This is a genomic window from Bradyrhizobium sp. SZCCHNS3052 (assembly GCF_032484495.1).
Classification (GTDB): Bacteria; Pseudomonadota; Alphaproteobacteria; order Rhizobiales; family Xanthobacteraceae; genus Bradyrhizobium.
Map to the genome: position 1 here is coordinate 81,850 of NZ_JAUETB010000018.1, position 24,172 is coordinate 106,021.

General features: G+C 64.6%; 20 protein-coding genes and 1 tRNA gene. 12 read left to right on the plus strand and 9 right to left on the minus strand.

Annotation, left to right across the window (positions count from 1 at the left end):
- Positions 1-45: 45 nt before the first annotated feature.
- Positions 46-816: a S1 family peptidase gene (locus tag QX073_RS32725; protein ID WP_410051871.1), complete on the minus strand. Its 771-nt coding sequence runs from the start codon at positions 814-816 to the stop codon at positions 46-48.
- A 91-nt stretch (positions 817-907) separates the two neighbouring features.
- Between QX073_RS32725 and QX073_RS32730 the strand changes: the two genes are divergently transcribed.
- Positions 908-1,543, plus strand: coding sequence for an HAD-IA family hydrolase (locus tag QX073_RS32730; RefSeq protein ID WP_316173274.1), 636 nt, complete (start codon positions 908-910; stop codon positions 1,541-1,543).
- A gap of 89 nt (positions 1,544-1,632) precedes the next feature.
- Here the strand turns inward: QX073_RS32730 and mtnA are convergent, their stop codons facing one another.
- The 3 genes from mtnA to QX073_RS32745 all read right to left on the minus strand — a co-directional run bounded on the left by mtnA (position 1,633) and on the right by QX073_RS32745 (position 3,989).
- Entirely contained in the window at positions 1,633-2,739 is a 1,107-nt protein-coding gene (mtnA, locus tag QX073_RS32735) for an S-methyl-5-thioribose-1-phosphate isomerase (RefSeq protein WP_315717039.1), read from the minus strand.
- 11 nt (positions 2,740-2,750) lie between these two features.
- Entirely contained in the window at positions 2,751-3,626 is an 876-nt protein-coding gene (locus QX073_RS32740) for an S-methyl-5'-thioadenosine phosphorylase (RefSeq protein ID WP_316165677.1), read from the minus strand.
- Positions 3,627-3,716: 90 nt separating this feature from the next.
- Positions 3,717-3,989, minus strand: a complete 273-nt coding sequence (locus QX073_RS32745; RefSeq protein WP_315717167.1) for a phosphopantetheine-binding protein — start codon at positions 3,987-3,989, stop codon at positions 3,717-3,719.
- A gap of 417 nt (positions 3,990-4,406) precedes the next feature.
- Between QX073_RS32745 and QX073_RS32750 the strand changes: the two genes are divergently transcribed.
- The 3 genes from QX073_RS32750 to QX073_RS32760 are packed head-to-tail and all read left to right on the plus strand — an operon-like array spanning position 4,407 to position 7,484.
- The gene (locus QX073_RS32750; protein ID WP_409998634.1) at positions 4,407-5,558 is read left to right on the plus strand and encodes an acyl-CoA dehydrogenase family protein; all 1,152 of its coding nucleotides are present in this window, start codon (positions 4,407-4,409) and stop codon (positions 5,556-5,558) included.
- 42 nt (positions 5,559-5,600) lie between these two features.
- Entirely contained in the window at positions 5,601-6,563 is a 963-nt protein-coding gene (locus QX073_RS32755; RefSeq protein ID WP_315717036.1) for an amino acid--[acyl-carrier-protein] ligase, read from the plus strand.
- A gap of 39 nt (positions 6,564-6,602) precedes the next feature.
- On the plus strand, positions 6,603-7,484 hold the full coding sequence (locus QX073_RS32760) for an acyl-CoA acyltransferase (RefSeq protein ID WP_315750812.1): 882 nt from the start codon (positions 6,603-6,605) through the stop codon (positions 7,482-7,484).
- A 1-nt stretch (position 7,485) separates the two neighbouring features.
- Here QX073_RS32760 and QX073_RS32765 read toward each other — a convergent pair whose 3' ends face one another.
- Positions 7,486-8,373, minus strand: a complete 888-nt coding sequence (locus tag QX073_RS32765; protein ID WP_315750810.1) for a branched-chain amino acid aminotransferase — start codon at positions 8,371-8,373, stop codon at positions 7,486-7,488.
- Between the two features lie 141 nt (positions 8,374-8,514).
- Between QX073_RS32765 and QX073_RS32770 the strand changes: the two genes are divergently transcribed.
- The 5 genes from QX073_RS32770 to QX073_RS32790 all read left to right on the plus strand — a co-directional run bounded on the left by QX073_RS32770 (position 8,515) and on the right by QX073_RS32790 (position 13,713).
- The gene (locus tag QX073_RS32770; protein WP_316226998.1) at positions 8,515-9,471 is read left to right on the plus strand and encodes an alpha/beta hydrolase; all 957 of its coding nucleotides are present in this window, start codon (positions 8,515-8,517) and stop codon (positions 9,469-9,471) included.
- 149 nt (positions 9,472-9,620) lie between these two features.
- Positions 9,621-10,925, plus strand: a complete 1,305-nt coding sequence (locus QX073_RS32775) for an O-acetylhomoserine aminocarboxypropyltransferase/cysteine synthase family protein (protein WP_316226999.1) — start codon at positions 9,621-9,623, stop codon at positions 10,923-10,925.
- A gap of 12 nt (positions 10,926-10,937) precedes the next feature.
- Positions 10,938-11,918: a homoserine O-succinyltransferase gene (locus QX073_RS32780; protein ID WP_316191837.1), complete on the plus strand. Its 981-nt coding sequence runs from the start codon at positions 10,938-10,940 to the stop codon at positions 11,916-11,918.
- An 87-nt stretch (positions 11,919-12,005) separates the two neighbouring features.
- The gene (locus QX073_RS32785; protein WP_316173277.1) at positions 12,006-13,247 is read left to right on the plus strand and encodes a DUF763 domain-containing protein; all 1,242 of its coding nucleotides are present in this window, start codon (positions 12,006-12,008) and stop codon (positions 13,245-13,247) included.
- 4 nt (positions 13,248-13,251) lie between these two features.
- Positions 13,252-13,713 (plus strand): NUDIX domain-containing protein, encoded by a 462-nt coding sequence (locus QX073_RS32790; RefSeq protein ID WP_316169887.1) that lies wholly within the window; start codon positions 13,252-13,254, stop codon positions 13,711-13,713.
- Between the two features lie 23 nt (positions 13,714-13,736).
- Here QX073_RS32790 and QX073_RS32795 read toward each other — a convergent pair whose 3' ends face one another.
- Together QX073_RS32795 and QX073_RS32800 are read right to left on the minus strand one after the other, a co-directional pair.
- Positions 13,737-15,434 carry a methyl-accepting chemotaxis protein gene (locus QX073_RS32795; RefSeq protein ID WP_315750799.1) on the minus strand — a complete coding sequence of 566 codons (1,698 nt, stop codon included), beginning with the start codon at positions 15,432-15,434 and terminating at the stop codon, positions 13,737-13,739.
- Between the two features lie 839 nt (positions 15,435-16,273).
- Positions 16,274-17,479, minus strand: a complete 1,206-nt coding sequence (locus QX073_RS32800) for an MFS transporter (protein WP_315827898.1) — start codon at positions 17,477-17,479, stop codon at positions 16,274-16,276.
- 675 nt (positions 17,480-18,154) lie between these two features.
- Here QX073_RS32800 and QX073_RS32805 point away from each other — a divergent pair.
- Complete coding sequence (locus QX073_RS32805; protein WP_316227000.1) at positions 18,155-19,213, plus strand: ATP-binding protein; 1,059 nt, start codon at positions 18,155-18,157, stop codon at positions 19,211-19,213.
- Entirely contained in the window at positions 19,134-21,668 is a 2,535-nt protein-coding gene (locus QX073_RS32810) for a S8 family peptidase (protein ID WP_316227001.1), read from the plus strand. The genes QX073_RS32805 and QX073_RS32810 overlap by 80 nt, the downstream gene beginning before the upstream one ends.
- 144 nt (positions 21,669-21,812) lie before the next feature.
- Here QX073_RS32810 and QX073_RS32815 read toward each other — a convergent pair.
- Positions 21,813-21,902 (minus strand) — tRNA-Ser (locus QX073_RS32815).
- 221 nt (positions 21,903-22,123) lie between these two features.
- On the opposite strand from QX073_RS32815, the gene QX073_RS32820 reads away from it, so the two are divergent.
- Positions 22,124-22,468 carry a hypothetical protein gene (locus QX073_RS32820; RefSeq protein WP_316227002.1) on the plus strand — a complete coding sequence of 115 codons (345 nt, stop codon included), beginning with the start codon at positions 22,124-22,126 and terminating at the stop codon, positions 22,466-22,468.
- 38 nt (positions 22,469-22,506) lie between these two features.
- On the opposite strand, the gene QX073_RS32825 is transcribed toward QX073_RS32820, so the two are convergent.
- Positions 22,507-23,967, minus strand: a complete 1,461-nt coding sequence (locus QX073_RS32825) for a trehalose-6-phosphate synthase (RefSeq protein ID WP_316227003.1) — start codon at positions 23,965-23,967, stop codon at positions 22,507-22,509.
- Positions 23,968-24,172 lie beyond the last annotated feature (205 nt).

The window sequence follows — 24,172 nt, forward strand, 5'->3', positions numbered from 1 at the left end:
ATGGTCAACCCGCGACGGCGAGCCGCAACCCAGCCCTGAACGATCTCAATTTCCGCTGAGCGGTATGCCCCATTGCCGCGCGGTCTGTGCGACCCAATCGCGATATAGCGTCAGCGGCGTGACGCCGGTCATGCCGCCGCAGCCGGCGCCGAGATTCGGTCCGGTCGACCATGAGATGACGCCGATCAGCACCTGACCCTGCGGCTGCGTCTCGAACGCAGGGCCGCCGGAGTCGCCGGTGCATCCGCCCAGTCCGGACCGCGCGCCTTGCGTCGCCGGATCGACCAGCCGGATCTGCAACGTGCCTGGCTTGCCCGTCGCAACCAACGCAGCCCCACGCACCACGCCGCCGCTCTTGCCGTCGCCGGGAATCGCGACGCCGATCCCTGCGACCGTGAACGCGTTGCCGGCGGCAAGCGGCGGCTGCGGCACGCCGAGCGCCACCGGCACGCGCGCCTCCGCGGGCGCCTCCAATTCCAGCAGCGCGACATCAGCGGTGGCGCGATGCGCCAGGATGGCCTGCACGCTGAAGCTCGGATGCACCGCCACCCGCCGGACCGTCTTGAGAACCGGCTTGCGGTCACGATCGTATTCCACGATGCGGTAATCGAGCCCCGGCGGCACGCAATGCCCGGCGGTCAGCACCAGCTTCGGAGCAATCAGCGCGCCGCTGCAAAAATTGCCGCGCGAGCCGACGATCGTGACCACGGAGCGGCCGATGCCGTCATTCAGCGCCGGCGCGTTGCCGACGATGGCGAGGATTGGCGATGGCGCCAGCAGGACGGCGGCTGCAATGATTGCGTGAGACGGCTTCATCGCGGCAGCAATAGCGGCTGCCGCCGAGGTCGCCAAGTGCGGCGTCCCGTGCTAGCGATCATCAAGGGATCGAGGGAGGACGGGGACTGACATGGTCGAGGCGGTGATCTTTGATTTCGGTGGCGTGATGACGACATCGCCGTTCGAGGCATTCGCGCGGTTCGAGAAGGAGCGCGGCTATCCCGTCGACATCATCCGCAACACCAATGCTGCCAACCATCTCGAGAACGCCTGGGCGAAATTCGAGCGCGCCGAAATCGACCTCGAGACGTTTGACAGGTTGTTCGCCGAGGAGTCGCTGGCACTCGGTGGCGCAGCGGTCAGCGGGCGCGAGGTGCTGCCGCTGCTCGCCGGCGATCTCCGGCCCGACATGGTCGAGGCGCTCCGACGCATCAAGACGGAATGCAAGACCGGCTGCATCACCAACAATCTCCCGGCGAACGCAACCGGCAGCCAGGGCGGCCGCTCGTTGTACGTCGCGGAAGTGATGGTGCTGTTCGATCACGTGATCGAATCGGCCAAGATCGGGCTGCGCAAGCCCGATCCCCGGATCTACCAGATGATGACCGAGACGCTCGGAGTCAGCCCCGCGGACTGCGTCTACCTCGACGATCTCGGCATCAACCTGAAGCCGGCGCGCGAGATGGGCATGACCACGATCAAGGTCGTCAGCGCATCGCAGGCGATCGCGGAGCTGGAAGCGGCGACGGGATTGAGCCTGCGCTGATCGTCATTGCGCGGCGAACTTGCGCCGAAGCAATCCGGAGGCTTCGTGGGATTCTTGATTGCGTCGCTGCGCTCGCAACGACGCTGATCTCAATAGTTCGTCTGTTTGGCCCGCTCCGGAAAGGCCGCCGCCAGTGCTGCGCCGTCGGCCCGCAGCACGCCACGCTCGGTGATCAACCCGCTCACCAGCCGGGCCGGGGTGACGTCGAAGCCGTAGTTCGCAACTGGCGATCCCGGCGGCACGATGCGCACGGTCTCGATGCGGCCGTCGGCGGTGCGGCCGGTCATCTCGGTCACTTCCTGCGCACTGCGCTGTTCGATCGGGATCTGCCGTCCCTCGGCAACGGCAAAGTCGATCGTGGGCGACGGCAGCGCGACATAGAACGGCACACCATTGTCATGCGCGGCCAGCGCCTTCAGATAGGTGCCGATCTTGTTGCAGACGTCGCCATTGGCGGCGACGCGGTCGGTGCCGACGATGGCGAGATCGACCATCCCATGCTGCATGAGATGGCCGCCGGTGTTGTCCGGGATGACGGTATGCGCCACGCCGTGATGCCCGAGTTCCCAGGCAGTCAGCGAGGCGCCCTGATTGCGCGGCCGGGTCTCGTCGACCCAGACATGGATCGGAATGTCGCGATCGTGCGCGAGATAGATCGGCGCGGTCGCCGTGCCCCAATCAACGGTCGCAAGCCAGCCGGCATTGCAGTGGGTCAGCACGTTCACGACTTCGCCCGGCTTCTTGCGCGCCGCGGCCGCCTCGATCAGCGCGAAGCCGTGCGCGGCGATGCCCTGGTTGATCGTGACGTCCTCGCCGGCAATGTCGACGGCGCGGGAATAGGCCGCATCGCGACGCTCCGACGGCGCCAGCCGGCGCAGCATGGTGCTCATCGTATCGAGCGCCCATTTCAGGTTGATCGCCGTCGGCCGCGTCGCGATCAGCATCTCGTAGGCGCGGTCGATGCCGGGATCGGAGCGGTCGTCGCGCATCGCCAGCGCCATGCCGAACGCGGCGGTAGCGCCGATGAGCGGCGCACCGCGGACCAGCATGCCGCGGATCGCGTCAGCGGCCTCCTCGCATGTCGTGATCTTCGCCACCACGAACTCGTGCGGCAATCGGCGCTGATCGATCGCGCAGACCGACCAGCCGTCGGAGTCGAGCCAGATGCTGCGATAGTGCCGTCCGTCCACCTTCATGTTCGCCCCCCTCAGCCGCGCAAGATACGGCCTGCGACCGCATCGAGCTTCTTCAGAAGCTCGGGATCGCGCGCCTCCGGCGCAGTGATCAAGGCTGTGTCGAGCGCACGGTCGGAGCCGATCGGGCACGGTTCGTGCTCGCGCGGAAACTCGCGGGCGAGCCGCGCCACCAGTGATTTCGCCTTGTCGGCGTTGGTGGTGAGCACGCGAATGATATCCTGCACGGTGACGGCGTCGTGATCCGGATGCCAGCAGTCGAAGTCGGTCACCATCGCGACCGTCGCGTAACAGATCTCGGCCTCGCGGGCGAGCTTCGCCTCCGGCATGTTGGTCATGCCGATGACCGAATAGCCTGACGCCTTGTAGGTCATGCTCTCGGCATAGGTCGAGAATTGCGGCCCCTCCATGCAGACATAGGTGCCGCCGCGCACGATCGCGATGCCTTCCGCCTCGGCCGCCGCCGCCAGATGAATGCGCAACCGCGGCGAAACCGGATGCGCCATCGACACGTGGGCGACGCACCCCTTGCCGAAAAACGAGCTCTCGCGCTTGTAGGTGCGATCGACGAACTGATCGACCAGCACGAAGGTGCCCGGCGGGAGCTCTTCCTTGAACGAGCCGCAGGCCGACAGCGACACCAGGTCGGTGACGCCAGCGCGCTTCAGCACGTCGATGTTGGCGCGATAATTGATGTCGGAGGGGGACAGCCGGTGTCCCTTGTCATGGCGCGGCAGGAACACGATCGGCAGGCCCGCGATCGTCCCCCGGCGTACCGGCGCCGACGGCTCACCCCAGGGGCTCGCGATCACCTCTTCGCGGGCATCTTCCAGTCCCGGCAGATCATAGATGCCCGAGCCGCCGATAATGCCAAGCACAGCCTTCGTCATGACGTCCCCATCTCCAACGGAGACGAGAATGCCAGCTTTGCGACGAATTGAAAACAGCGACGCGGTGATCCGTGGGGCGTGGCAACTGGATCAGGCAGCCTTGGCTGCCGCCAGCTGACCGCTCACCAGACGCTCCAGCGTGGCGACAGACTGGAAGTTCTCCGGCGTGATCAGCTCCTGCGGAATGGTGAAATCGAACTCCGCCTCAAGCGCCAGCATCAGGTTGACCATGTCCATGGACGTCAGCCCGATGTCGACGAGCTTTGCATCCGCCGTCACGTCGGCGGCCGTGGCGTTCTGCGCGAGGATATCGCGCACGAGCGCCACGATCCTGTGACTGACATCGACATCGAAACTCGGCATGGGGACCTCTTCACTCGCGGCTTGTTCGGGCACGTCGGATCTGATCGACGCTCGCGCAGGGAGATAATGCAATTCGGCGTCGAAAGAGTTACGCCGCAGCCCGTTCCAAGTCTGAACTCGTCTTAACGCTAACGGCTTGGTCTAGAATTCTCGGACCAAAACAACCAGGAATTAACCCCCACCCGTCGATGGCGCGGCGTTTACCCTGAATTTCGTCGACGTATTTGAATCAAATCCATACCCTGCGTGCAGCCCAAAGAAGGCGCAGTGCATCTGTCCTGATCTTGCGAGGACGCACGTGCCGATCTCTCAACGAGACAAAATCCGGAGTATCGATCGGTCATGACTCTCCAGGGAACCGCGCTTCGAAACCCGATCCCCGACGATGGCGAGAGCCTCCTGCTCGATCGCAGCGACATGTTCCTGCAGCGGACCGCCGCTGTTGCCGCGCGGGCCGCCGCGGAAGCCGACGAGGTCGACCGTGACGGCCGCTTCCCGAAGGCAGCAATCGAAGCGTCACGCGAGCACAAGCTGCTCGGGATGCAGATTCCGGTCGAGTTCGGTGGCTTCGGTGCCTCGATTCACGACATTGCCGATGCCTGCTATGCGCTCGGCCGCGCCTGCGCCTCCAGCGCCATGATCTTCGCCATGCACCAGACCAAGGTCGCCTGCCTGGTGCGTCACGGCCGCGGCAGCGCCTACATGGAATCCCTGATGCGCCGTATCGCATCCGAGCAGCTGCTGATGGCCTCGTCCACCACCGAGGGACAGAACGGCGGCAACATCCGCGCAAGCGCTGCGGCCGTCGGCCACGAGAATGGCCGCATCTCGCTGAAGCGCGACGCCACGGTCATCTCCTATGGCGCGGAAGCCGATGGCCTCGTCACGATTGCACGGCGCGCCGACGGCGCCGCCGCCTCCGATCAGGTGCTGCTGGCGCTGACCAGGGACGACTACACGATCTCGCGCACCCTTGGCTGGGAAACGCTGGGCATGCGCGGCACCTGCTCAACAGGATTCGCGCTCGAGGTGAGTTGTCCCTCCGACCGCATGTTCACCGAGCCCTATGAGCGCATCCACGGCCAGACGATGACGCCATTCGCACATCTGTGCTGGTCGTCGGCCTGGGCCGGCATCGCTGCGGCTGCCGTGGAGCGCGCTCAGCGCTTCCTGCGCAAGGCCGCACGCGGCGCCGGCGGACAGATGCCGCCGGCAGCTGCGCATTACACCGCGGCGAAGATGGCGCTGGCCCGGCTGCGCGCAATGATCGTCACCAACATGGATGCCTTCGTCGCCCATGAGTATGACGAGCGGGCGCTGGGTTCGCTCGACTTCCAATCCTCCATCACGCTATTGAAGGTGCAGGCCTCTGAACTTGCCGTCGAGACCGTGATGCATGCCATGCGCGCCTGCGGTCTCTCGGGCTATCGCAACGACGGCGAGTTCTCGATCGGCCGCCACCTGCGCGACGTTCTGTCGGCGCCGATCATGATCAACAACGACCGTATTCTCGCAAACATTGCCACGGCCAACTTGATGAGCACGGTACCGACTTCGCTCCATGAATGATCGCGCCGATTGCAGCCATTGCCTCCACCCAGGATTTGCACAATGACGATTCCCGTTCTCCCGCAGTCGCCCGAGATTGCACCCCAGCCGGCCGACGCGCTCGATCATCTGACCGGCGCGCTGTTCCATCGCATGGGCGCGGATGGCGTCTATGCGCGGACCGCGCTGTATGAAGGCGTGGTGGAGCGGCTCGCGACGCTCATCACGCGGCATCGCGAGCCCGGCACGGAGGTCATGCGCTTTCCGCCCGTCATGAGCCGCGCCCAGCTCGAAAAGTCGGGCTATCTCAAGAGTTTCCCCAACCTGCTCGGCTGCGTCTGCGGCCTGCACGGGACCGAGCGGGACATCCATGAAGCCGTGGCACGGTTCGACAAGGGCGGCGACTGGACCACCTCATTGTCACCAGCCGACCTCGTGCTGTCGCCCGCGGCCTGCTATCCGGTCTATCCGATCGCGGCGAGCCGCGGCGCGCTGCCGGTCGGCGGCCTGCGCTTCGACGTCGCGGCCGATTGCTTCCGCCGCGAGCCGTCGCGTCATCTCGACCGCCTGCAGTCGTTCCGGATGCGCGAATATGTCTGTATCGGCACGCCCGACGACGTCTCGGCATTCCGCGACCGCTGGATGGTAAAAGCACAGGCGATTGCGCGCGATCTCGGCCTGTCGTTCCGCGTCGATCATGCCAGCGACCCGTTCTTCGGCCGCGTCGGCCAGATGAAGGCGGTCAGCCAGAAGCAGCAGGCGCTGAAATTCGAGCTGCTGGTGCCGTTGCGCTCGGAGGAGCAGCCCACCGCCTGCATGAGCTTCAACTATCATCGCGAGCATTTCGGCACCACCTGGGGCATCGACGATGCCGACGGTGCGCCGGCGCACACCGGTTGCGTGGCCTTCGGCATGGACCGCCTGGCAGTCGCGCTGTTCCACACCCACGGCATCGATCCGACGCGCTGGCCGTCGCGCGTGCGGGAAGCGCTGCAATTCGAGCGCCAGGCAAGCACCGTCGGCTGACGCCACCAAGCCGCCGGCGAGGGATCGGCAGACCATCTCATGAGCGCGCTCCAGCCACCGATCCGGTGCCGCGAGATCGGAGCCTCCGATCTGGACGCGGTCGCCGATCTCTTGGCGCGCGGCTTTCCCCGGCGCCCCTGCCGCTATTGGTCGAGCGGCCTGCAGCGACAGGCCGCGCGCCCGACGCCCGAGGGCTATCCACGCTACGGCTACCTGCTCGAGCAGGGCGGCAATGCGGTCGGCGTCCTGCTGCTGATCTACAGCAATCGAGGCACACCAGCGCAGCCCCGGATCTGGTGCAATCTCTCGAGCTGGTATGTCGAGCCGGCGTTCCGCAACTACGCGACGATGCTCACCGCGATCGCCCAGCGGCGGCCCGAGGTCACCTACGTCAACATCAGCGCCGCGCGCCGGACCTGGCCGATCATCGAGGCTCAGGGGTTTCGTGCCTATTGTCGCGGCCTGTTGTTTTCCATTCCGGTACTCTCGGCTGCGGGCCAGGGCGCTCGAGTCCAACAGGTCGCGGCAGATGCGCACGCTGTAGACGGCATTCCATCCGACGAAGCGGATCTGCTGATCCGCCACGCCGGCCATGGCTGTCTCAGCATCGTGGTCAGGTCGAAGCAGAGCAGCATTCCCCTGGTGCTGCAGCAGGCGCGCATCCGGCAAGGACGGTTCGCACTGCCCGCCATGCAGCTGATCTATTGCCGCGACATCTCAGACTATGTCGCCTGCGCCGGCGCCGTCGGCCGTTTCCTGCTGCTGCGGGGCCGCGTGTCCGTCATCGTCGACGCCAACGGACCGGTCGCCGGGCTGTACGGCGTCTACACCGAACGCCGCGGCCGCAAGTACATCAAGGGGCCGCAGCCGGCGCGGCTCGGCGATCTCAGCGACACCGAGCTTCCGATCTACGGGTCCTGACCTATGCCGCCGCCCTGGCCTGGTGCGCATAGTCCCAGTACAGCCTGCGCGCACGGCTGAACACCGGACCGATCGGCATCGTCCGCTCGTCGATGCGGATCACCGGCGCGACCTTGGCGAAGTTGCCCGATGAGAATATCTCGTCGGCGTTCAGAAAATCGTCATATCGAAGCGTCGTCTCGACCACACTGACGCCGTCGCCTCGCAGCAATTCGATCACGCGCTGTCGCGTGATCCCGTTGAGGAAGGTTCCGTTCGGCACCGGCGTGAAGACAACGCCATCCTTGACCATGAACACGTTGGCATTGCCGAACTCGGCGACGTTGCCAAGCAGATCCAGCATCAGGCAATTGTTGAAGCCGCGCGAGGCCGCCTCGATCAGCGCGCGCGAATTGTTCGGATAGAGGCACGCCGCCTTGGCGTCGACCGGCGCGCATTCGGCCGTCGGCCGCCGGAACGGCGACAGCGTGATGGCGTTGCCCGTCGGCTGCGGCATCGGCGCCTCATAGATGCACAGGCACCAATTGGTGGTCTCGGGATCGAACAGGACACCACCGCCGGCGCCGTGCTGCGCCCAGTACATCGGGCGGATGTAGAGCTCGGCTCTTGCTGCGAAGCGCGCGACGCCCTCCCGCGCCAGCCCCATCCAGGTCTCGACGTCCACCACGGGTTTGAGCCGGAAATTGATCGCGGACTGATTCACCCGCGCGCAGTGCCGATCGAGATCGGGCGTCACGCCTTCGAATGCGCGCGCACCATCGAACACGGTCGATGCGAGCCACGTCGCGTGGGTCCGGACGCCCATGATCGGCGCATTGCCCTCGCGCCATTCGCCGTCGAAGAAGGTCCAGGTCTGCGAGTAACTGACAGGCTTGACAATGTGGGTCATGGCGGCGCTCCCGTTCGGCATCGATCGTATCTGCACTTCTGGCGTGAATATTTTAAGGATTTCCCGGTCGCGACCTGCCGCTCATGATCGATTCACTGCTGATGGGCACAATGCCCGATGCCTTGGTTAACTGGAGCTGTCATGCCGCTCGACCCTCGCGCCCAGCGCCTGCTTTCGATGGTGGCGGCCGTTGTGACGGAAAGCCGGGAGCCTCCGAGTCCCCGGCAACGCCGGCAGTCGCTGGCGAAGCTGATGCAGTTCGCGCGCAACGACTGCGGCGCCGTCATCACGCGGGACGGCGATTTCTCCGGTCCCTCCGGGCTGCTTCGTTATCGCCTGTATACGCCTGCAGCAGGCCTGGACGATACCGGGATGCCGCCCGGCTTCGTATACTTTCACGGCGGCGGTCTCGTGGCAGGCAGCATCGACACGCACGACAAGGTCGCCGCCGCGCTTGCCGCCGCCGCCGGCTGCCGGCTGCTCTCGATCGACTACCGTCTCGCTCCCGAGCACACGTTCCCCGCAGCAATCGAGGATGCGATCGCTGCGGTTCACTTCGCCATCGATCACGCGGCCGCGCTCGGCATCGACGGCAATCGCATTGTGATCGGCGGCGATTCCGCAGGCGCCACGCTCGCCGCCGCGGTTTGTCAGCAGGCTGCCGGCAGCACCGGTCTCAGGATCGCGCTGCAATGCCTGATCTGCCCGGTGCTTGATTTTTCCAACCCCTGGCCGTCGCGCGAGTTGTTCGGGACCGGCTATCTGATCGACAGGGCGACCTGGCAGGCCGACCTCGCCGACTATCTGGCCGGCGAGTCCGATGTCGCCAATCCCCTGATATCGCCCTTGTGCCGCGAGACGCTGGCTGGGCTTCCCCCCGCCGTGATCCACACCGCGGAGTTCGATCCGATGCGCGACGAGGGCAATGCCTATGCGGCACGGCTCACGGAGGCCGGCGTCACCGTCGCGCATGTCTGTCACGACGGCATGGTTCACAATTTCCACGCCCTCGGTGCGATCCTGCCGCAGGCGAAGGTCGCACTGGATCTGGTCGGGCAGCAGATCCGGTCGCTCCTGCGTGTCCCTGTTGCGCGCTAATTCGAAGCTCTTCGGCCACATATCGTTAGGGTTATTTCGTCGTTCTTGTCGCGAATTATTGCCCGCTTTACGCCTGCGCTCCTACAACGGCACCACTCGCGGAATACGAGCAGCTCGCCGCATTGATCGAGCGAGCGTGGAGATCGCCGATGCGCAACGAGACGATTGCAATCCACGCCGGCTATGAGCCCGAAGCGACCACCAAGGCCGTCGCGGTTCCGATCTATCAGACCGCCGCCTACGCCTTCGACAGCGCCGATCACGGCGCAGCGCTGTTCAATCTCGAAGCCGAGGGCTATCGCTACAGCCGTATCTCCAATCCGACCACGGCGGTGCTCGAGAAGCGCGTCGCCGAGCTCGAAGGTGGCGTCGGCGCGCTCGCCGTCGGCACCGGGCAGGCGGCACTTCACTTCGCATTCGTCAATCTTGCCGATGGCGGCGGCAACATCGTCTCGGTGCCACAGCTCTACGGCACCACGCACACGCTGCTCGGTCACATCCTGCCGCGCCAGGGCATCACCGGACGCTTTGCCGAAAGCGATGCGTCCGACGCCATCGAGCGTCTCATCGACGAAAACACCAAGGCCGTGTTCGCCGAGACGATCGGCAATCCCGCCGGCAATGTCTGCGACATCGAGGCGCTGGCGAAGGTCGCGCATCGCAACGGCGTGCCGCTGATCGTCGACAACACCGTCGCAACACCGATCCTGCTGCGGCCGTTCGATTACGGCGCCGACATCGCGGTGCATTCGCTGACCAAGTTTCTCGGCGGTCACGGCACGACGCTGGGCGGCATGCTGGTCGACAGCGGCAACTTCCCCTGGAAGGATCACGCCGACCGCTTTCCCGCCTTCACGCAGCCCGACGCGTCCTATCACGGGATGGTCTACACCGATCATTTCGGCCGCAGCGCCTATATCCAGCGCGCGCGCAGCGTCTATCAGCGGACCATGGGCGCGGTGCTGTCGCCGTTCAATGCCTTCCTGCTGCTGCAGGGCATCGAAACGGTCGCCCTGCGCATGGAGCGCCACGTCGAGAATGCGCGCAAGGTCGCCGAATTCCTGCGCAACGATCCGCGCGTAGCGTGGGTCAACTACGCCGGTTTCGCCGACAGCCGCCATTATCCCCTGGTCCAGAAATATCTCGACGGCCGGGCGTCGTCGCTGTTCACATTCGGGATCAAGGGCGGCATGGAGGCGGGCAAGGCGTTCTACGACGCCCTGAAGCTGGTCACACGGCTGGTCAATATCGGCGATGCGAAGTCGCTGGCCTGCCATCCCGCATCGACCACGCATCGGCAGATGCCGCCGGACGACCAGCGCAAGGCGGGCGTCCTCCCGGAGACGATCCGGCTGTCGATCGGCATCGAGCACGTCAGCGACATCATCGAGGATCTCGACCAGGCGCTCGCCCAGGCCTGCCCTCGCACGCGTCAGCTGGATGCGGCGGAGTAGAGCGATCAGCCGATGACCCTGCTGTTCGACCGACATCGCAGGATCGCGAGCCCTGCCCTCGCGCCCGCTGAATTCGACGACCGCGGCCGACGCCCGATCGAGCTTTCGATCGGCCTCGTCAACAACATGCCGGACAGCGCCCTGAAGGCGACTGATCTCCAGATCGGCCGCCTGCTGCGGCAGTGCGCGCCGCGGCACGTCCGCATCCGCCTGCACTGCTTCTCGCTGCCCTCCATCTCTCGCTCGCAGGCGGCCAGGAGCCACGTCGCCCAGTCCTACGCCGACATCGGGTCGCTCGATCGGCTCGGCATCGACGGCCTGATCGTGACCGGCGCCGAGCCTGTCGCCGCGGCCTTGCGCGACGAGCCCTATTGGTCGGACCTCGCCTCCGTGATCGACTGGGCCAGAACCAACACGCGCTCGACCATCTGGTCGTGTCTCGCGGCCCACGCGGCCGTGCTGCATCTCGACGACATCGAGCGGCAGCGGCTGGCGAGCAAATGCTCCGGCATCTTCGACTGCGTGAAGGTCCAGGACGACTGGCTCACGCACGGCATCCATTTGCCGCTTCAGGTGCCGCACTCCCGCCTCAACGCCGTCAACGAGCCGCTGCTGGCGGAGCGCGGCTACGACATCCTGACCCGCTCGGACGAAGTCGGCGTCGACATTTTCGCGCGCTCGATGCCGAGCCGGTTCGTGTTCTTCCAGGGCCATCCCGAGTATGACGCGCTCTCCCTGCAGCGCGAATACATGCGTGACATCGCGCGCTTTCTCGCCGGGCAGCGCGACGACTACCCGCGGCTGCCGAAATCCTATTTCAGCGCCGAGAGCGAGGCGGTGCTCAACGCGTTCGAGTGGCGGGCCAAGGAAAGGCGCGACCCGACGCTGGCGGCCGAGCTCCCGGGATTGACGCTGCGGCCCGATCTCGCCGCAGAAAGCGCCGCCCAGACGCTGTTCAGCAACTGGATCGGTCATCTCGGGCAAACCGGATAGCGCCAAGGCCCGCCTTTCATCGGGGCGATCGCGCAATGGCGCGCTATCTGTTAGATTGGCACGGCACACTTCGCTTGCAAGGTTCCGATGGCCCGACGCACCGGCAGCGCCGATCTTCCGCTCCATTCCGGACGCGTCCCGGCCTGGCTCGGCACGCGCATGGCCTCGCTCGGCGCCATCATCACCCAGGCGATCGTGCATCATTACGGCCGCGACGAATTCCTGGCGCGGATGTCGCATCCGTTCTGGTTCCAGTCGTTCGGCGCCGTCATGGGCATGGACTGGCATTCCTCCGGCATCACCACGAGCGTGATCGGCGCGCTGAAGCGCGGGCTGAAGCCGCTGTCCGGCGAGCTCGGCATCTACGTCTGCGGCGGCCGCGGCGAGCATTCGCGCAAGACGCCCGACGAGCTGCGCCTGCTCGGCGACCGGCTCGGCCTCGACGGCGAGGAGCTGGTGCGGACCAGCAAGCTCGTCGCCAAGGTCGACAGCGCCGCGGTGCAGGACGGCTTCGACCTCTATCTGCACGGCTTCTTCGTCACCGCCGACGGCAAATGGACCGTCGTGCAGCAGGGCATGAATGGCGACGCCCGCCAGGCCCGGCGCTATCACTGGCACTCGCAACAGCTCGCGAGCTTCGTCGACGCTCCGCACAGCGCCATCGACGGTCCGGTCCAGGGCGAGATCGTCAACCTCACCGACAAGCGCGCCGCGCCGTCGCGCGACGCGCAGCTCGAGCTGCTCGCCGAGCTCGGCCCCGACCGCGTCGTCTCCGAGTTCGAACGGCTGAGCACGCCGGAGCCGGCGCAGGGCCTGCTGCCGCATCTCGTCATGCCGGCGCATCACGACGTCAGACCGAAGGACGTATTCGCCCGCCGCCTCCACGGCACGCTGGCGGCCGCGGCCGAGCGCGGCCCGGTCGACTTCCCCGACCTGCTGCTGACGCCGGGCGTCGGCGCCCGTACCGTGCGCTCGCTCGCCATGGTCGCCGAGGTCGTGCACGGCGCGCCGTATCGCTTCGGCGACCCGGCGCGGTTCTCGCTGGCGCATGGCGGCAAGGACCGGCATCCCTATCCGGTGCCGATCAAGGTCTATGACGAGACCATCCGCGTGCTCAAATCGGCCGTCGGCAACGCCAAGCTCGGCCGCGACGAGGCGCTGTCGGCGCTGAAGCGGCTCGACGACCAGGCCCGCCGGCTGGAGCGCAGCGCGACCGGCCCCTCGCTCGATGCCTACATCGCGACCGAGCGCGCCGCCTCGCCAGAGCTCGACGGCCGTTCGGTGTTCGGCTGGGAGCGTGACCTCATCCAGCGCACCGGCGAGGCGTAGCGGCATGCCGGCGCGCAGCGCGGGCGTGCTCGCCTTTCGCCGCACCGCCGATGGACTCGAGGTGCTGCTGGTGCATCCCGGCGGCCCGTTCTGGCGCAACAAGGATCTCGGCGCCTGGTCGATCCCGAAGGGCGAGTTCGGTGCCGGCGAGGCGGCCGAGGCGGTGGCGCGGCGCGAATTCGCCGAGGAGCTCGGCACGACGCTGACGGCGCCGCTCGTGCCGCTCGGCGAGATCAAGCAGCGCGGCGGCAAGGTGGTCGAGGCATTCGCCGCCGAAATCGATCTCGATGCCGACAGCATCACCAGCAACGCGTTCGAGCTCGAATGGCCGCCGCGTAGCGGCCACGTCAGGCGCTTTCCCGAGGTGGACCGCGCCGCCTGGTTCGATCTCGCCGAGGCGAGGGTCCGGATCAATCCAGCCCAGGCCGCGCTGCTCGACCGTGTCGTGGCGATCGGCGGAGGGTGAACTGTCACCATCCGCCGCCGACGTCACGCCGCGCGGACGTTGCCGAGGAATCGCCCGGTCTGGGTCTTGAGCTGATCCGACTGGCTGCCAAGCTGGGAGGCCGCGCTCAGCACCTGCGCCGCCGCGGCGCCGACCTGGCCGGACGCCTCGCGTACGCCGACGATGTGCTGCATGACCCCCTGGGTGCCCTGCGCCGCCTGCTGGACGCTGCGGGCAATTTCCTTGGTCGCGGCACCCTGCTCCTCGACCGCGGCTGCGATCGCGTCGGTGATCTCGTTCATCTGGCCGATGGTCGCGCCGATCTCGCGGATGGCGTTGACGGTGGAGCCGGTGGCGTCGCGGATGGCTTCGATCTGGCTGGTGATCTCCTCGGTTGCCTTGGCGGTCTGCGCCGACAGCGCCTTGACCTCGTTGGCGACCACCGCGAAGCCCTTGCCGGCCTCGCCGGCACGCGCCGATTCGATGGTGGCGTTCAGCGCCAGCAGGTTGGTCTGGCCGGCGATGGTCTGGATCAGCGCCATGACCTCGCCGATCTTCTGCGACGCGTGGACCAGCCGGTCGACCATCGCCTCCGTCCGCGTCGCCTGCCCGACCGCGTTCTGAGCGATCGAGGACGACTGCGTGACCTGCTTGGCGATCTCCTGGATCGATGACGACAGCTGCTCGGCGGAGGCCGACACCGTCTGCACGTTCTTGGCGGTCTGCTCGGCGGCCGCGGCCACCTTCGCGCTCTGGTCGGTCGTGCCGGCGACGATGCTCGACATCGATTGCGCCGAGGTCTGCAGCTCGCCGGCGGCGGTCGCGGTGGTCTGGATCACGCCGCCGATCGAGCGCTCGAACTCGTCGGCGATCCGCACCAGCACCGTGCGGCGCTCCTCGGCGGCCTGCTGCTTGGACTGCTCCTGCTCGGCCCGGAGACGCTCGCTCTCGGCGAGATGGTCCTTGAAGATCTGCAGGCTGCGCGCCATGCGGCCGATCTCGTTCCTGCGATCCGTGAACGGCACCTCGAGGCCCAGATTGCCCTTGGTCAGCTCGTCCATCACGGCGCAGGTACGGTCGAGCGGAACGACGACGCTGCGTCCGAGCCAGAAGGCGACGACCGCGGCCACCAGCAGACCTGCGAGCGCGCCGAAGCCGGCCCACAGCGCGCGCTGATAGACGACCGCATCGACGTCGTCGACATACACGCCGGCCTGGATCGCCAGCATCTTGTCGCCGCTGCCATAGGCGCCGACATAGGACATCTTCGGCAGCTCGGTCGTCCCCCCCGCGCGCGGCACCTTGTACTCGACGAAGCCGCCGCCGGCGCGCGCCATGCGCACGATGTCCTGGATCAGGAGCTTGCCGGTGGAATCCTTGAAGTCCCAGCGGTTGACGTTGATGTATTTCGGGTTGGCGTGGACATAGGTCACGCCGGCATCCGACGATCCGGTTCCGTAGACGCCGAGATAGTCGTTGTACGGGCCCCAGCGCATTGCGCCGATCGCGGCGTAGGCCTGCTGCCGCGCCTGCTCCGGCGCCATCTTGCCGGCGGTCGCCGCGGCGTCATAATAGCTCAGCACCTTGACGGCGGACTCGACGAGGTTGCGGACCATGGTCTGCCGCTCCTCGAGAACGGTTCCGCGCAGCATCAGGATCTGCATGGCGGAGACGGCGAACAGTGCGATCGACATCACGGCGATGATCGCCGCGAGACGCTGATAGACAGTCAGGTGTCGCATTTTCTGGTTCTCGTTGCGTGGACTGTATGCACGATACCAACCGTACATTAATGGTTTGCTATCCGTGCCGCCCGAACACTGTCGAACTAATTAGTTTTTGGACGGATCATGTCCACTCACGCGAACTCGAGCCAGAGAACAACCAACCCGAGCTGGGTTGGCGATCGTTCGAATAACATGCGATAATCAGAAGTATCGTCCAAGGGGGACGGCCGGTTCCCTTGCCAGTTCCAGTGGGTCAGGTGTCGAGTTCCCACGGAGTTTCGTCGTCGCGACGCGTCAGGCGCCCGAGCTTTGTGCAGCTCAGCCCTCACCTCATCGAGGGCGCAGGGAAGACCAGGCATCGGCTGATTCCTGCGGCCCCCGTGCGGAAAGGAATGCACGGGGCAGGAACCACAGGTTCAGCCGGGTTTGCCCGGCCTTCCCTGCGCAATGGTGTTACGGCTGCTTCGCACTCTCCCCGGGGACCGGCGTTCTTGCCCCCGTTTGCGGCAACGCGCCAATGGCACGCCGCGCAGGCATCAGCGTCGGGATGCCAGGACCATGCGACTTGACCGTCCGTGCCGGCGCCGCTCGTCAGTCGGCGCCTGCCCGTCCATCACATCCCACCCCAACGCTCCTGACGATGCGCAGCGCCCCTCGTCGATGAGGCGGGACAATCAGAGAGAAGCACGAATTCCGATAAAACGAAAGAACAAAATTTGCGCAAGCGGGCGCGATTGCGCCGATGTCGTTGAGACGGCGAATGAACTTCGTGTTTCGGCGCAGGGGGAATGCGGCATGTCGCGGCGCTCCCGGCGAGCCCATGTCCGGCCCGACGGGCGACTCGGTCGAACGCCTCAGGGAGAGACCGCCGCGCGCGCCGGCCGGCGCTGCCGCAGCAGCAACAGGATGACCACCGCCGCGCACGAGCAGGCCAGGCTCAGCGCCAGCGGCGCTTTGCTGCCGTAGCGGGTCAAGAGCTCGACGAGGATGGGCGCCGACACCGCCGACAGCAGGTTGAGCGGCAGTCCGATCTGGGCGGACGCCTTGGCGAACGCCGCCTTGTCGTAGAACACCAGCGGCATCGTGGCTCGCGCCACGGCGAGCGCGCCACTGCCAAGGCCGTAGATCAGGATGAAGCCGCCGATCGCGGCGTGCGAGCCGTCGCTCAGCATCAGCAGCAGCATCGCCACCGGCAGCGCCAGTCCGGCGACGATCGCGGTGGTGATGCCGTCCCAGCGGCCGCCGCCGAGAAAATCGATGGCGCGGGCGCTGATCTGGATCACCCCCAGCATCGAGCCGAAACCGACCGCCTCGGCCGCCGACAGGCCTTTGGCCTTCAGGAGCTCGATCAGCACGGCCCCCATCCCGAACGCGACGAAGGCGTTGAGGCCGGAGGCGCCGACCAGCAGATAGAACGTGCCGCGCGACGGCGTCGATGCGGGAGCCGACGCCGGCGGATCCGACGACGGCGGCAGATGATCATGGACGCGCCGCGGCAGCAGGAACACGAACAGCGGCAGCGAGACCAGCAGCAGCAGGCCGGCATAGACGAGACAGGTGCTGCGCCAGCCGATATGCGCGGAGAGGGCCGAGGTGACCGGCCAGAAGATGCTGCTCGACAGGCCCGTGACCAGCATCAGCGCGCCGATGGCGCTGCGCGCGCGCAGGCCCGCGATCTCGTTGAGCACGATGTAGGAGGCGGTCGAGAGGGTGGCGCTGCCGGCCACGCCGAGCAGCAGCCAGGCGGCATAATAAGAGAGCGGCCCCTGCGCCGCAGACAGCAGCGCGTAGCCCGGCGCCGCCAGCAGAGTGCCCGCGATCATCACCCGCCGCCCGCCATGCTTGACGAACGGTCGCGCCAGCAGCGGCGAGCACAGCCCCATCGACATGTACAGCACCGTCGTGCTGGCGAAGATCGCCGTCAGCTCCATCTCCAGATCCGCCGCCATGGCCCGGCCGATCACCGCCGGCAGGCTGAGCGTGCCCCAGGCGATCAGCTGGGTGATGGCGAGCACGATCAGGACGCGCAGGAGGGATGGGTCGGCGATGACGGAGGGCATTTCGGGCGGGGGCACTGCACGGAGGTGACGCGCGACGCGCGTTGCAATGATGATTCTAAAGCATTGGCACCGCGCCAGCCCCGCTGTTTCGGAATTGCGCCCCACCGCGGATGAGGGTGCTCGGGCGAAACCATCGCGACATGGCCAGAAGCCGCTTTGGAGGGCACTGGTCACCGAGCCAACGGCTCGGTGCCACGATCCAGAACGTCGAGATATTTGCGATATGCAAAGACGCGGCGACGCTGTCGGCCAGTCACGCACAATCCCCACTTCGGCTAGGCGGTCGAGAGCCTTACCGACGGTTGGAAGCGAGAGTTTGAGCTCTTTCGATGCCGCCTGGATCGTGATGAGGGGCCGTCGCTGTAGCAAGTCGTGCGGTAGGAAGCCACTTCGCGTATTCTTTCTCAATTTGGTCGGGCGCAATCTCGCGGGTAGCCGAAAAGGCAAATATAGCCTTCCCTGGTACCTCTTCGAGGAGGCTGCGTTATACGCAAAATACCACCTAAGATGGCCGGCACGAAAAATAGACGTCTGTTCAACCAATTACCGCGGTTGACGCTCGGCCCTGCGCGGAGACTTTCAGCAGGCCGCGATTTCCACAGGCATGAGAACCTAACGTCCTAGCGGGCGTTCACCTTACGTGCTTTATCAACGATTGATGTGTAAAGTCGTGACATGGCCAAAAGCGACATCCTAGTCTCTCTCGTTCGCGCTGGCGCGGCTGGCGACAAAAGCATGCTGCGCTCAACGGTTGAGGCACTGATGGCCGATGAGCGCGCCAAGAGTCATCATTTGCTTGCTGATCGGCTAGAAAAAGCCTTGCAAGCGGTGGCTGTCACTCCGCCTAGCTTGGTGACTTCAAACCGCGCGCAACAGACCCCCGGCCGCGGTACAATATTGGAACTTACCCCGCGCGTTCGCTTAGATGAGCTTGTGCTTCCGCTACCTGCCCGTGCCGAGGGCCTCCAATTGGTGGAAGAGCACGCGCGCGCCGACGTACTTCGCGCTCATGGCTATGAGCCGCGCCATCGGGTGTTACTCTCCGGGCCGCCGGGAAACGGCAAAACGTCCTTCGCTGAGGCAATCGCGGAAGCGTTAGCTCTTCCGTTTTTCGTGGTGCGCTATGATGCCTTGGTGGGCAGCTACCTAGGCGAGACAAACGCGAGGCTTCGAGCACTCTTTGACTATGCTCGCACACAATCATGCGTTCTCTTCTTTGATGAGTTTGATGCCATCGGAAAGGAGCGGGGCGACGATCACGAAACGGGAGAAATTAAGCGGGTTGTGTCGTTTCTACTCATGCAGATAGATCAACTCCCAAGCTACGTTCTAACCATCGCTGCCACTAATCACGCCGAGTTGCTTGACAGAGCGGTATGGCGTAGATTTCAACTCAAGATCGCATTTCCAGCGCCCAAGACGCAGGAAGTCGCCTCGTTTATGAATACAATCATGGAGCAATGGCCTCAACGCCCCACCAAGACAGCCCTCGACATTGCAACCGAATTGAATGCTAGTTCCTACGCGGAGGCGCGGGATTTTTGCCAGAACATTAGGCGGCGTCAAATCCTAGGCTTGGGTGATGTCACAATTGACACTGCGGTTGCACATGAGCTGGAGCTGTGGGTTGCGCGCGTAAAGCCTGAGAACATCTATGGCGATCGATCCATCGAAGCCACTACTGCGCCTCCAACCAAGCGCGCCCGTCGATCGAAGCCCCGGAAGCCCGCGTAATCCGGGTAGACCGAAGCCATTTTCCGTCGCGTCGCAGAGCGCATCGTTCGGCCCTCAATTTCGCCGATTGGAAACGGCACTTAATCGTGATCCGACGGGATTGACTTTAAGAGCCGATCCGTCGGCCCTCGCACCCGAGCGGTTACTTGTCTTCGAGCTTCGCGGCGCCATTGCCACGTTTGCAAACGCAATCCGGAACGTTCCTGGACTTGAGCTAATCGACGAAGAAGAACTAGAAAGCGATGACCAAGACAAGGCCCCCGAGGCTTATCTTCTAGTTCCTGATACTGAGGCATTAAGCAACATTTTGTCCTTATGGCGCCGCTGGATCGCCGGTCAGGAATTGGGTACGGGATTTACACCTTGGCGCGATGTCTTCGCGACCCTCCGCGATCTTCGCGTCTGGGGCCCGCAGGATCGGGTTCAAGAAGGAGACCGGGAAATATTGGCCGACGAGATAGATGACTTAGCGGACGACGATGAAGTTACATTAGAGATTGAGCTAGTATTTAGAGCCGCGGAGGCGATCGCCGTAACCGCAGAACAAGGCGTCGCGGCTAGTATAAATTCGGCAGGCGGCAGCATCGTCTCTCGATGCAGGATCGCAGATATCGCTTACCACGCGCTTCTAGCCAAGCTGCCGGTAGCCGCTGTCCGGAGCATAATAGATCGTTTGCCGGAAGGTATTAGCGGCCTTGATCCGGTGATGCATATCCGCCCGCAAAGCATTGCCACAGGCATCGACGTCAACGACGCGTCGCTCGTAGTGGAAAGCGCGCCCAGCACTTCGACAGAAAAGTCTCCCATTGTGGCGCTTCTCGACGGCGTTCCCGTATCTGAGCATCCACTTCTCCGTGGCCGATTAACTGTAGATGATCTGTTTGGCCTTGAGCCCAACGCGTTGGTAGCGGAACGAACACACGGAACGGCCATGGCGTCGTTGATATTGCACGGCGATCGCAATCTCATGGAGCCAGTGATTGGGCGACGCATACACTGTCTTCCTGTGTTAGGATCAAGCGATCAGTTTCCCCCGGACCGACTGATCGTTGACCTCATCTATCAAGCGGTCTTCGCCATGCGCGAGGGCGAGGACGCGACTGCACCAAACGTCATAATAGTCAACTTATCCTTAGGAAACGCCAGAAAGCCCTTTCACGGCAAGCTATCGCCTTGGGCTCGACTTCTCGATCGATTGTCGCACCGCTATGGTATTTTGTTCGTAGTGAGCGCAGGCAACTACATTTCGCCATTCGAAATTGCGTCGATGGCGACCTTGCGAGATTTCGAGAACGCGTCACCAGCCGATCGCGCTGAACAAACCCTCGGCGCCCTATCGCGTTTAATTACTTCACGCCGATTGCTCTCCCCCTCTGAGACGGTAAACGGCATAACGGTCGGCGCGGCGAACATCGACGCAGTCCAACATGCTGAGCGACGTGGTGCCAGGGGTAGGGTCGATCCATTTTTCCCGCTTCAAATGGCAAACCCCTCCAGCGCGCTAGGCCCCGGATTTGCGAACAGCGTTAAACCCGACATCCTGATGCCAGGATCGCGCGAGCACCTTTCGATGGTTAGCAGTGGTACGACGCTGACAGTGAAGCCGAGCGGCGCTGGAAGGCCTCATGGACTTAAGGTCGCCGCTCCCCCGCGGGAAGGTGGTACGAACTGGGAGCACTTCACGGGAGGAACAAGTGCGGCGGCAGCATTGACGTCTCGACTGGCTCACCGCATCCATGACGCGTTAGAGGATGTCTACAGCGAAACGTTCTTAAGTCTGCCACATCATCAGCGAGCAGTGCTCATAAAGGCGCTGCTCGTTCACACCGCCGCTTGGCCCGCCGATAGCGCAAGTCTAATAAAACAAGTTCTTGGTCCACCCGAAAATCGACAGAGTGTGAGACAGAAGGACAACATTCGGCGCTTTCTTGGTTACGGGTTGGTCGATGCGGATGCTGCGGTTTATTGCGCCGAGGATCGAGCAACATTTTGGGCTGTTGGAATGCTGGGGCAGGAGAAAAGGTGCACCGTAGAAGTCCCCCTTCCGACGTGCCTAAGCGGGCAAGCACTATTGCATTCTCTGCACGCAACGCTTGCGTGGTTTACGCCAGTCCTGCCGGGAAGGCAGTCGTACCGCTCCGTCAAGCTCACCCTGATGGTCCCGGACGATCTAAGCAGTTTCCGGGCCGACGTATCGAGAACTCAACCCGATGCAAATCAGAGCAGCCGCGGGACCGTTTTTTCGCGGCGCTGGGAGGGCCAACGCGCCCCGACTGTCGGGCCTAATGACGCTCTCCAAATTTCCATTCAACGCGAACCCGACCGGGGAGCGAAAGCTGATGAAAACGTACCCTTCGGCCTCGCGGTGTCGATTGCGATGCCCGGCGTCGTTCAACTTTACGATCAGGCTCGCGCCCGCGTTGGCCTCCAGGTCCGGCCTCCTGTACGCCTTTAATATGGTCGGCGGTCACAATAGCCACGACGAAGCGGCGCGATATGCACCAGCCCATCCTAATGCATACTTTGGGGACTGAATTGGGGACAGGCAGCGCCCATATCGATAGATTGGCTATATTTTCAAAGGGTTAGGGCGATTGACTGGCGGAGAGAGTGGGATTCGAACCCACGGTACGGTTTCCCGCACACACGCTTTCCAAGCGTGCGCCTTAAGCCACTCGGCCATCTCTCCGGCGGCCCTCTCTTGGCGGGGTCGGCGGCGTTTTGCAAGCCGGGCGGGGGCTCCGGCGGCAAATTTCCCCCAAATCGCTGATAAAAATCATCAATCCGCCCTGGTTGCGGGCTCGGCCGGGGGCCGCCGCCGCTCACCGGCCGATCGATGAACCGGCCGGCCGGGCGGCACGACCACTGATTTGCAGCCCGTCGGTCCGGCTGCACATGAGGGACCTCGCGATGCCGTCATCCACCCTTGCCCGTCTCGCCGTGCTGCTGGCGGCAGCATTCAGCCTGACTGCCGCCGGCCCGGCGCGCGCCGATCAATGCACCAAGCAGGGCGTCGACGTGACCTGCGACGACGGCCGCAAGGGGATCTGGCAGGGCGATGCGATCCTGTGGCCGGACGGGACCAAGTCCAGCCTGAAGCCGCACCCGTCCGTCATCGTCGGCAACAAGGCATCGGTGGTGGTGGGACCCGGCGTGTTCGTCGGACAGGGCAACGGGATGGTGCCGATGGACAATCCGAGTTCGCCAAACAAGCTGCGCTGCGCCGTGCTCGACGGCGTCTCCTACTGCCATTGAGCCTCACCGCCGCGCGGCGGCGAGGTGTAACGCCCGGTTCAGTGATAGCGCGCGCCGGGCGACAGCATGCGGCCGGCCAGAAAACCCGCCGGCGCTGCAGGCAGAGGCTCGATCTCGACCTCGGCCGAGTCACCGTCCTGCAGGGTCTCGACGAAGTCGGCAAACCATTGCTGGATCGAATGGCGGCGCAGCTTCGTCATCATGATCTCATAGCGCATGCGGCGCTCGTTGAGCGGCATCGACAGCGCCATCGCGATCGTCCGCGCCATGCCGTCGATGTCATGCGGATTGACGATCAGCGCCGCGTCGAGCTCGTTGGCGGCGCCGGCGAATTTCGACAACACCAGCACGCCGGGATCGACCGGGCTCTGCGCGGCGACATACTCCTTCGCCACCAGGTTCATGCCGTCGTGCAGCGGCGTGACGACGCCGACCTGGGCGCTGCGATAGAGGCCGGCCAGCACGCCCTGACCATAGCCCTTGTTGAGGTAGCGGATCGGCGTCCAGTCGACCTCGCCATGGCGGCCATTGACCTCGCTGACGAGGCGCGCGACCTCGCTCTGCAGATTGCCATAGGCCTCGATCGATTCGCGCGAGAGCGTTGCGATCTGCAGCAGCGACGCGGCGCGCAGCAGGCTCGGGTGCATCGTCCACATCCGGTCGAACGCGTTGATGCGGTTGACGAGGCCCTTGGAGTAGTCGAGCCGGTCGACGCCGATGGCGAGCTTCTCGCCATTCAGGCTGCGGCGCAGCCGCGACACGTCCGGATGCGCCACCGCCTTCGCCGCCTGCTGCGCAAACTTGTCGGCATCGATGCCGATCGGGAACACCGCCAGACGTGTGCGGCCGTGCAGCGACCTGACCACGCCGTCACGCACCTGCAAGCCGAGATCGGCGCGGATGCAGGCGGTGAAGTTCTCGCGATCGTCCTCGGTCTGGAAGCCGATTAGATCATAGGCGAGCATCGCGGTGACGAGATCGCGGTGATTCGGCACGCTGTCGATGACGCTGCGGGCGGGCCACGGCGTGTGCAGGAAGAAACCGATCGGGCTCTTGACACCGAGCGTGCGCAACTCCGCGCCGAGCGACAGGAAGTGATAGTCCTGGATCCAGAACAAGGTGTCCTGCTTCTGGAACCGGAGCAGCGCGCGCGCCACGAAGGCGTTGACCTCGCGATAGGACCGATAATCATCATGCGAGACGCTGATCAGATCGCTGCGTGAATGCAGCGCCGGCCACAGCGCCGAATTGGCGAAGCCTTCGTAGTAGCCGGCATAGTGCGCAGCCGGCAGATCCAGCAGCGCGAGCGCGCCTTCACCGATCTGCTCGATCTCCGCGATCGGTTCCGTCTGCGCGCCGTCGCGCACACGTCCCGAAGATCCCACCCAAACTGCCCCCGATTTCTCCACGATGGGCAGCAATGCTGCCGCAAGTCCGCCGGTCATTGGCTCGTTGGCTTTGCCACGTGCCACCCGATTCGAAACCACGACGAGGTTCACAGCTCCCTCCTGTTGGTCATGTCGGTTAACAGCTGTTCATCAATATGGTTCCAGGCCACCCTTTCAACCAAATGAAACCAAATTCGGGCATTCGCGCGGTGTAATCACAGCGTCAATCAAGTCAGAACGTTTCTAATCAAGAGCGACGCATGCAACATGCGAATGCATGGCGGATGGAACTAATAACGCGGCGATACCGAGCCAC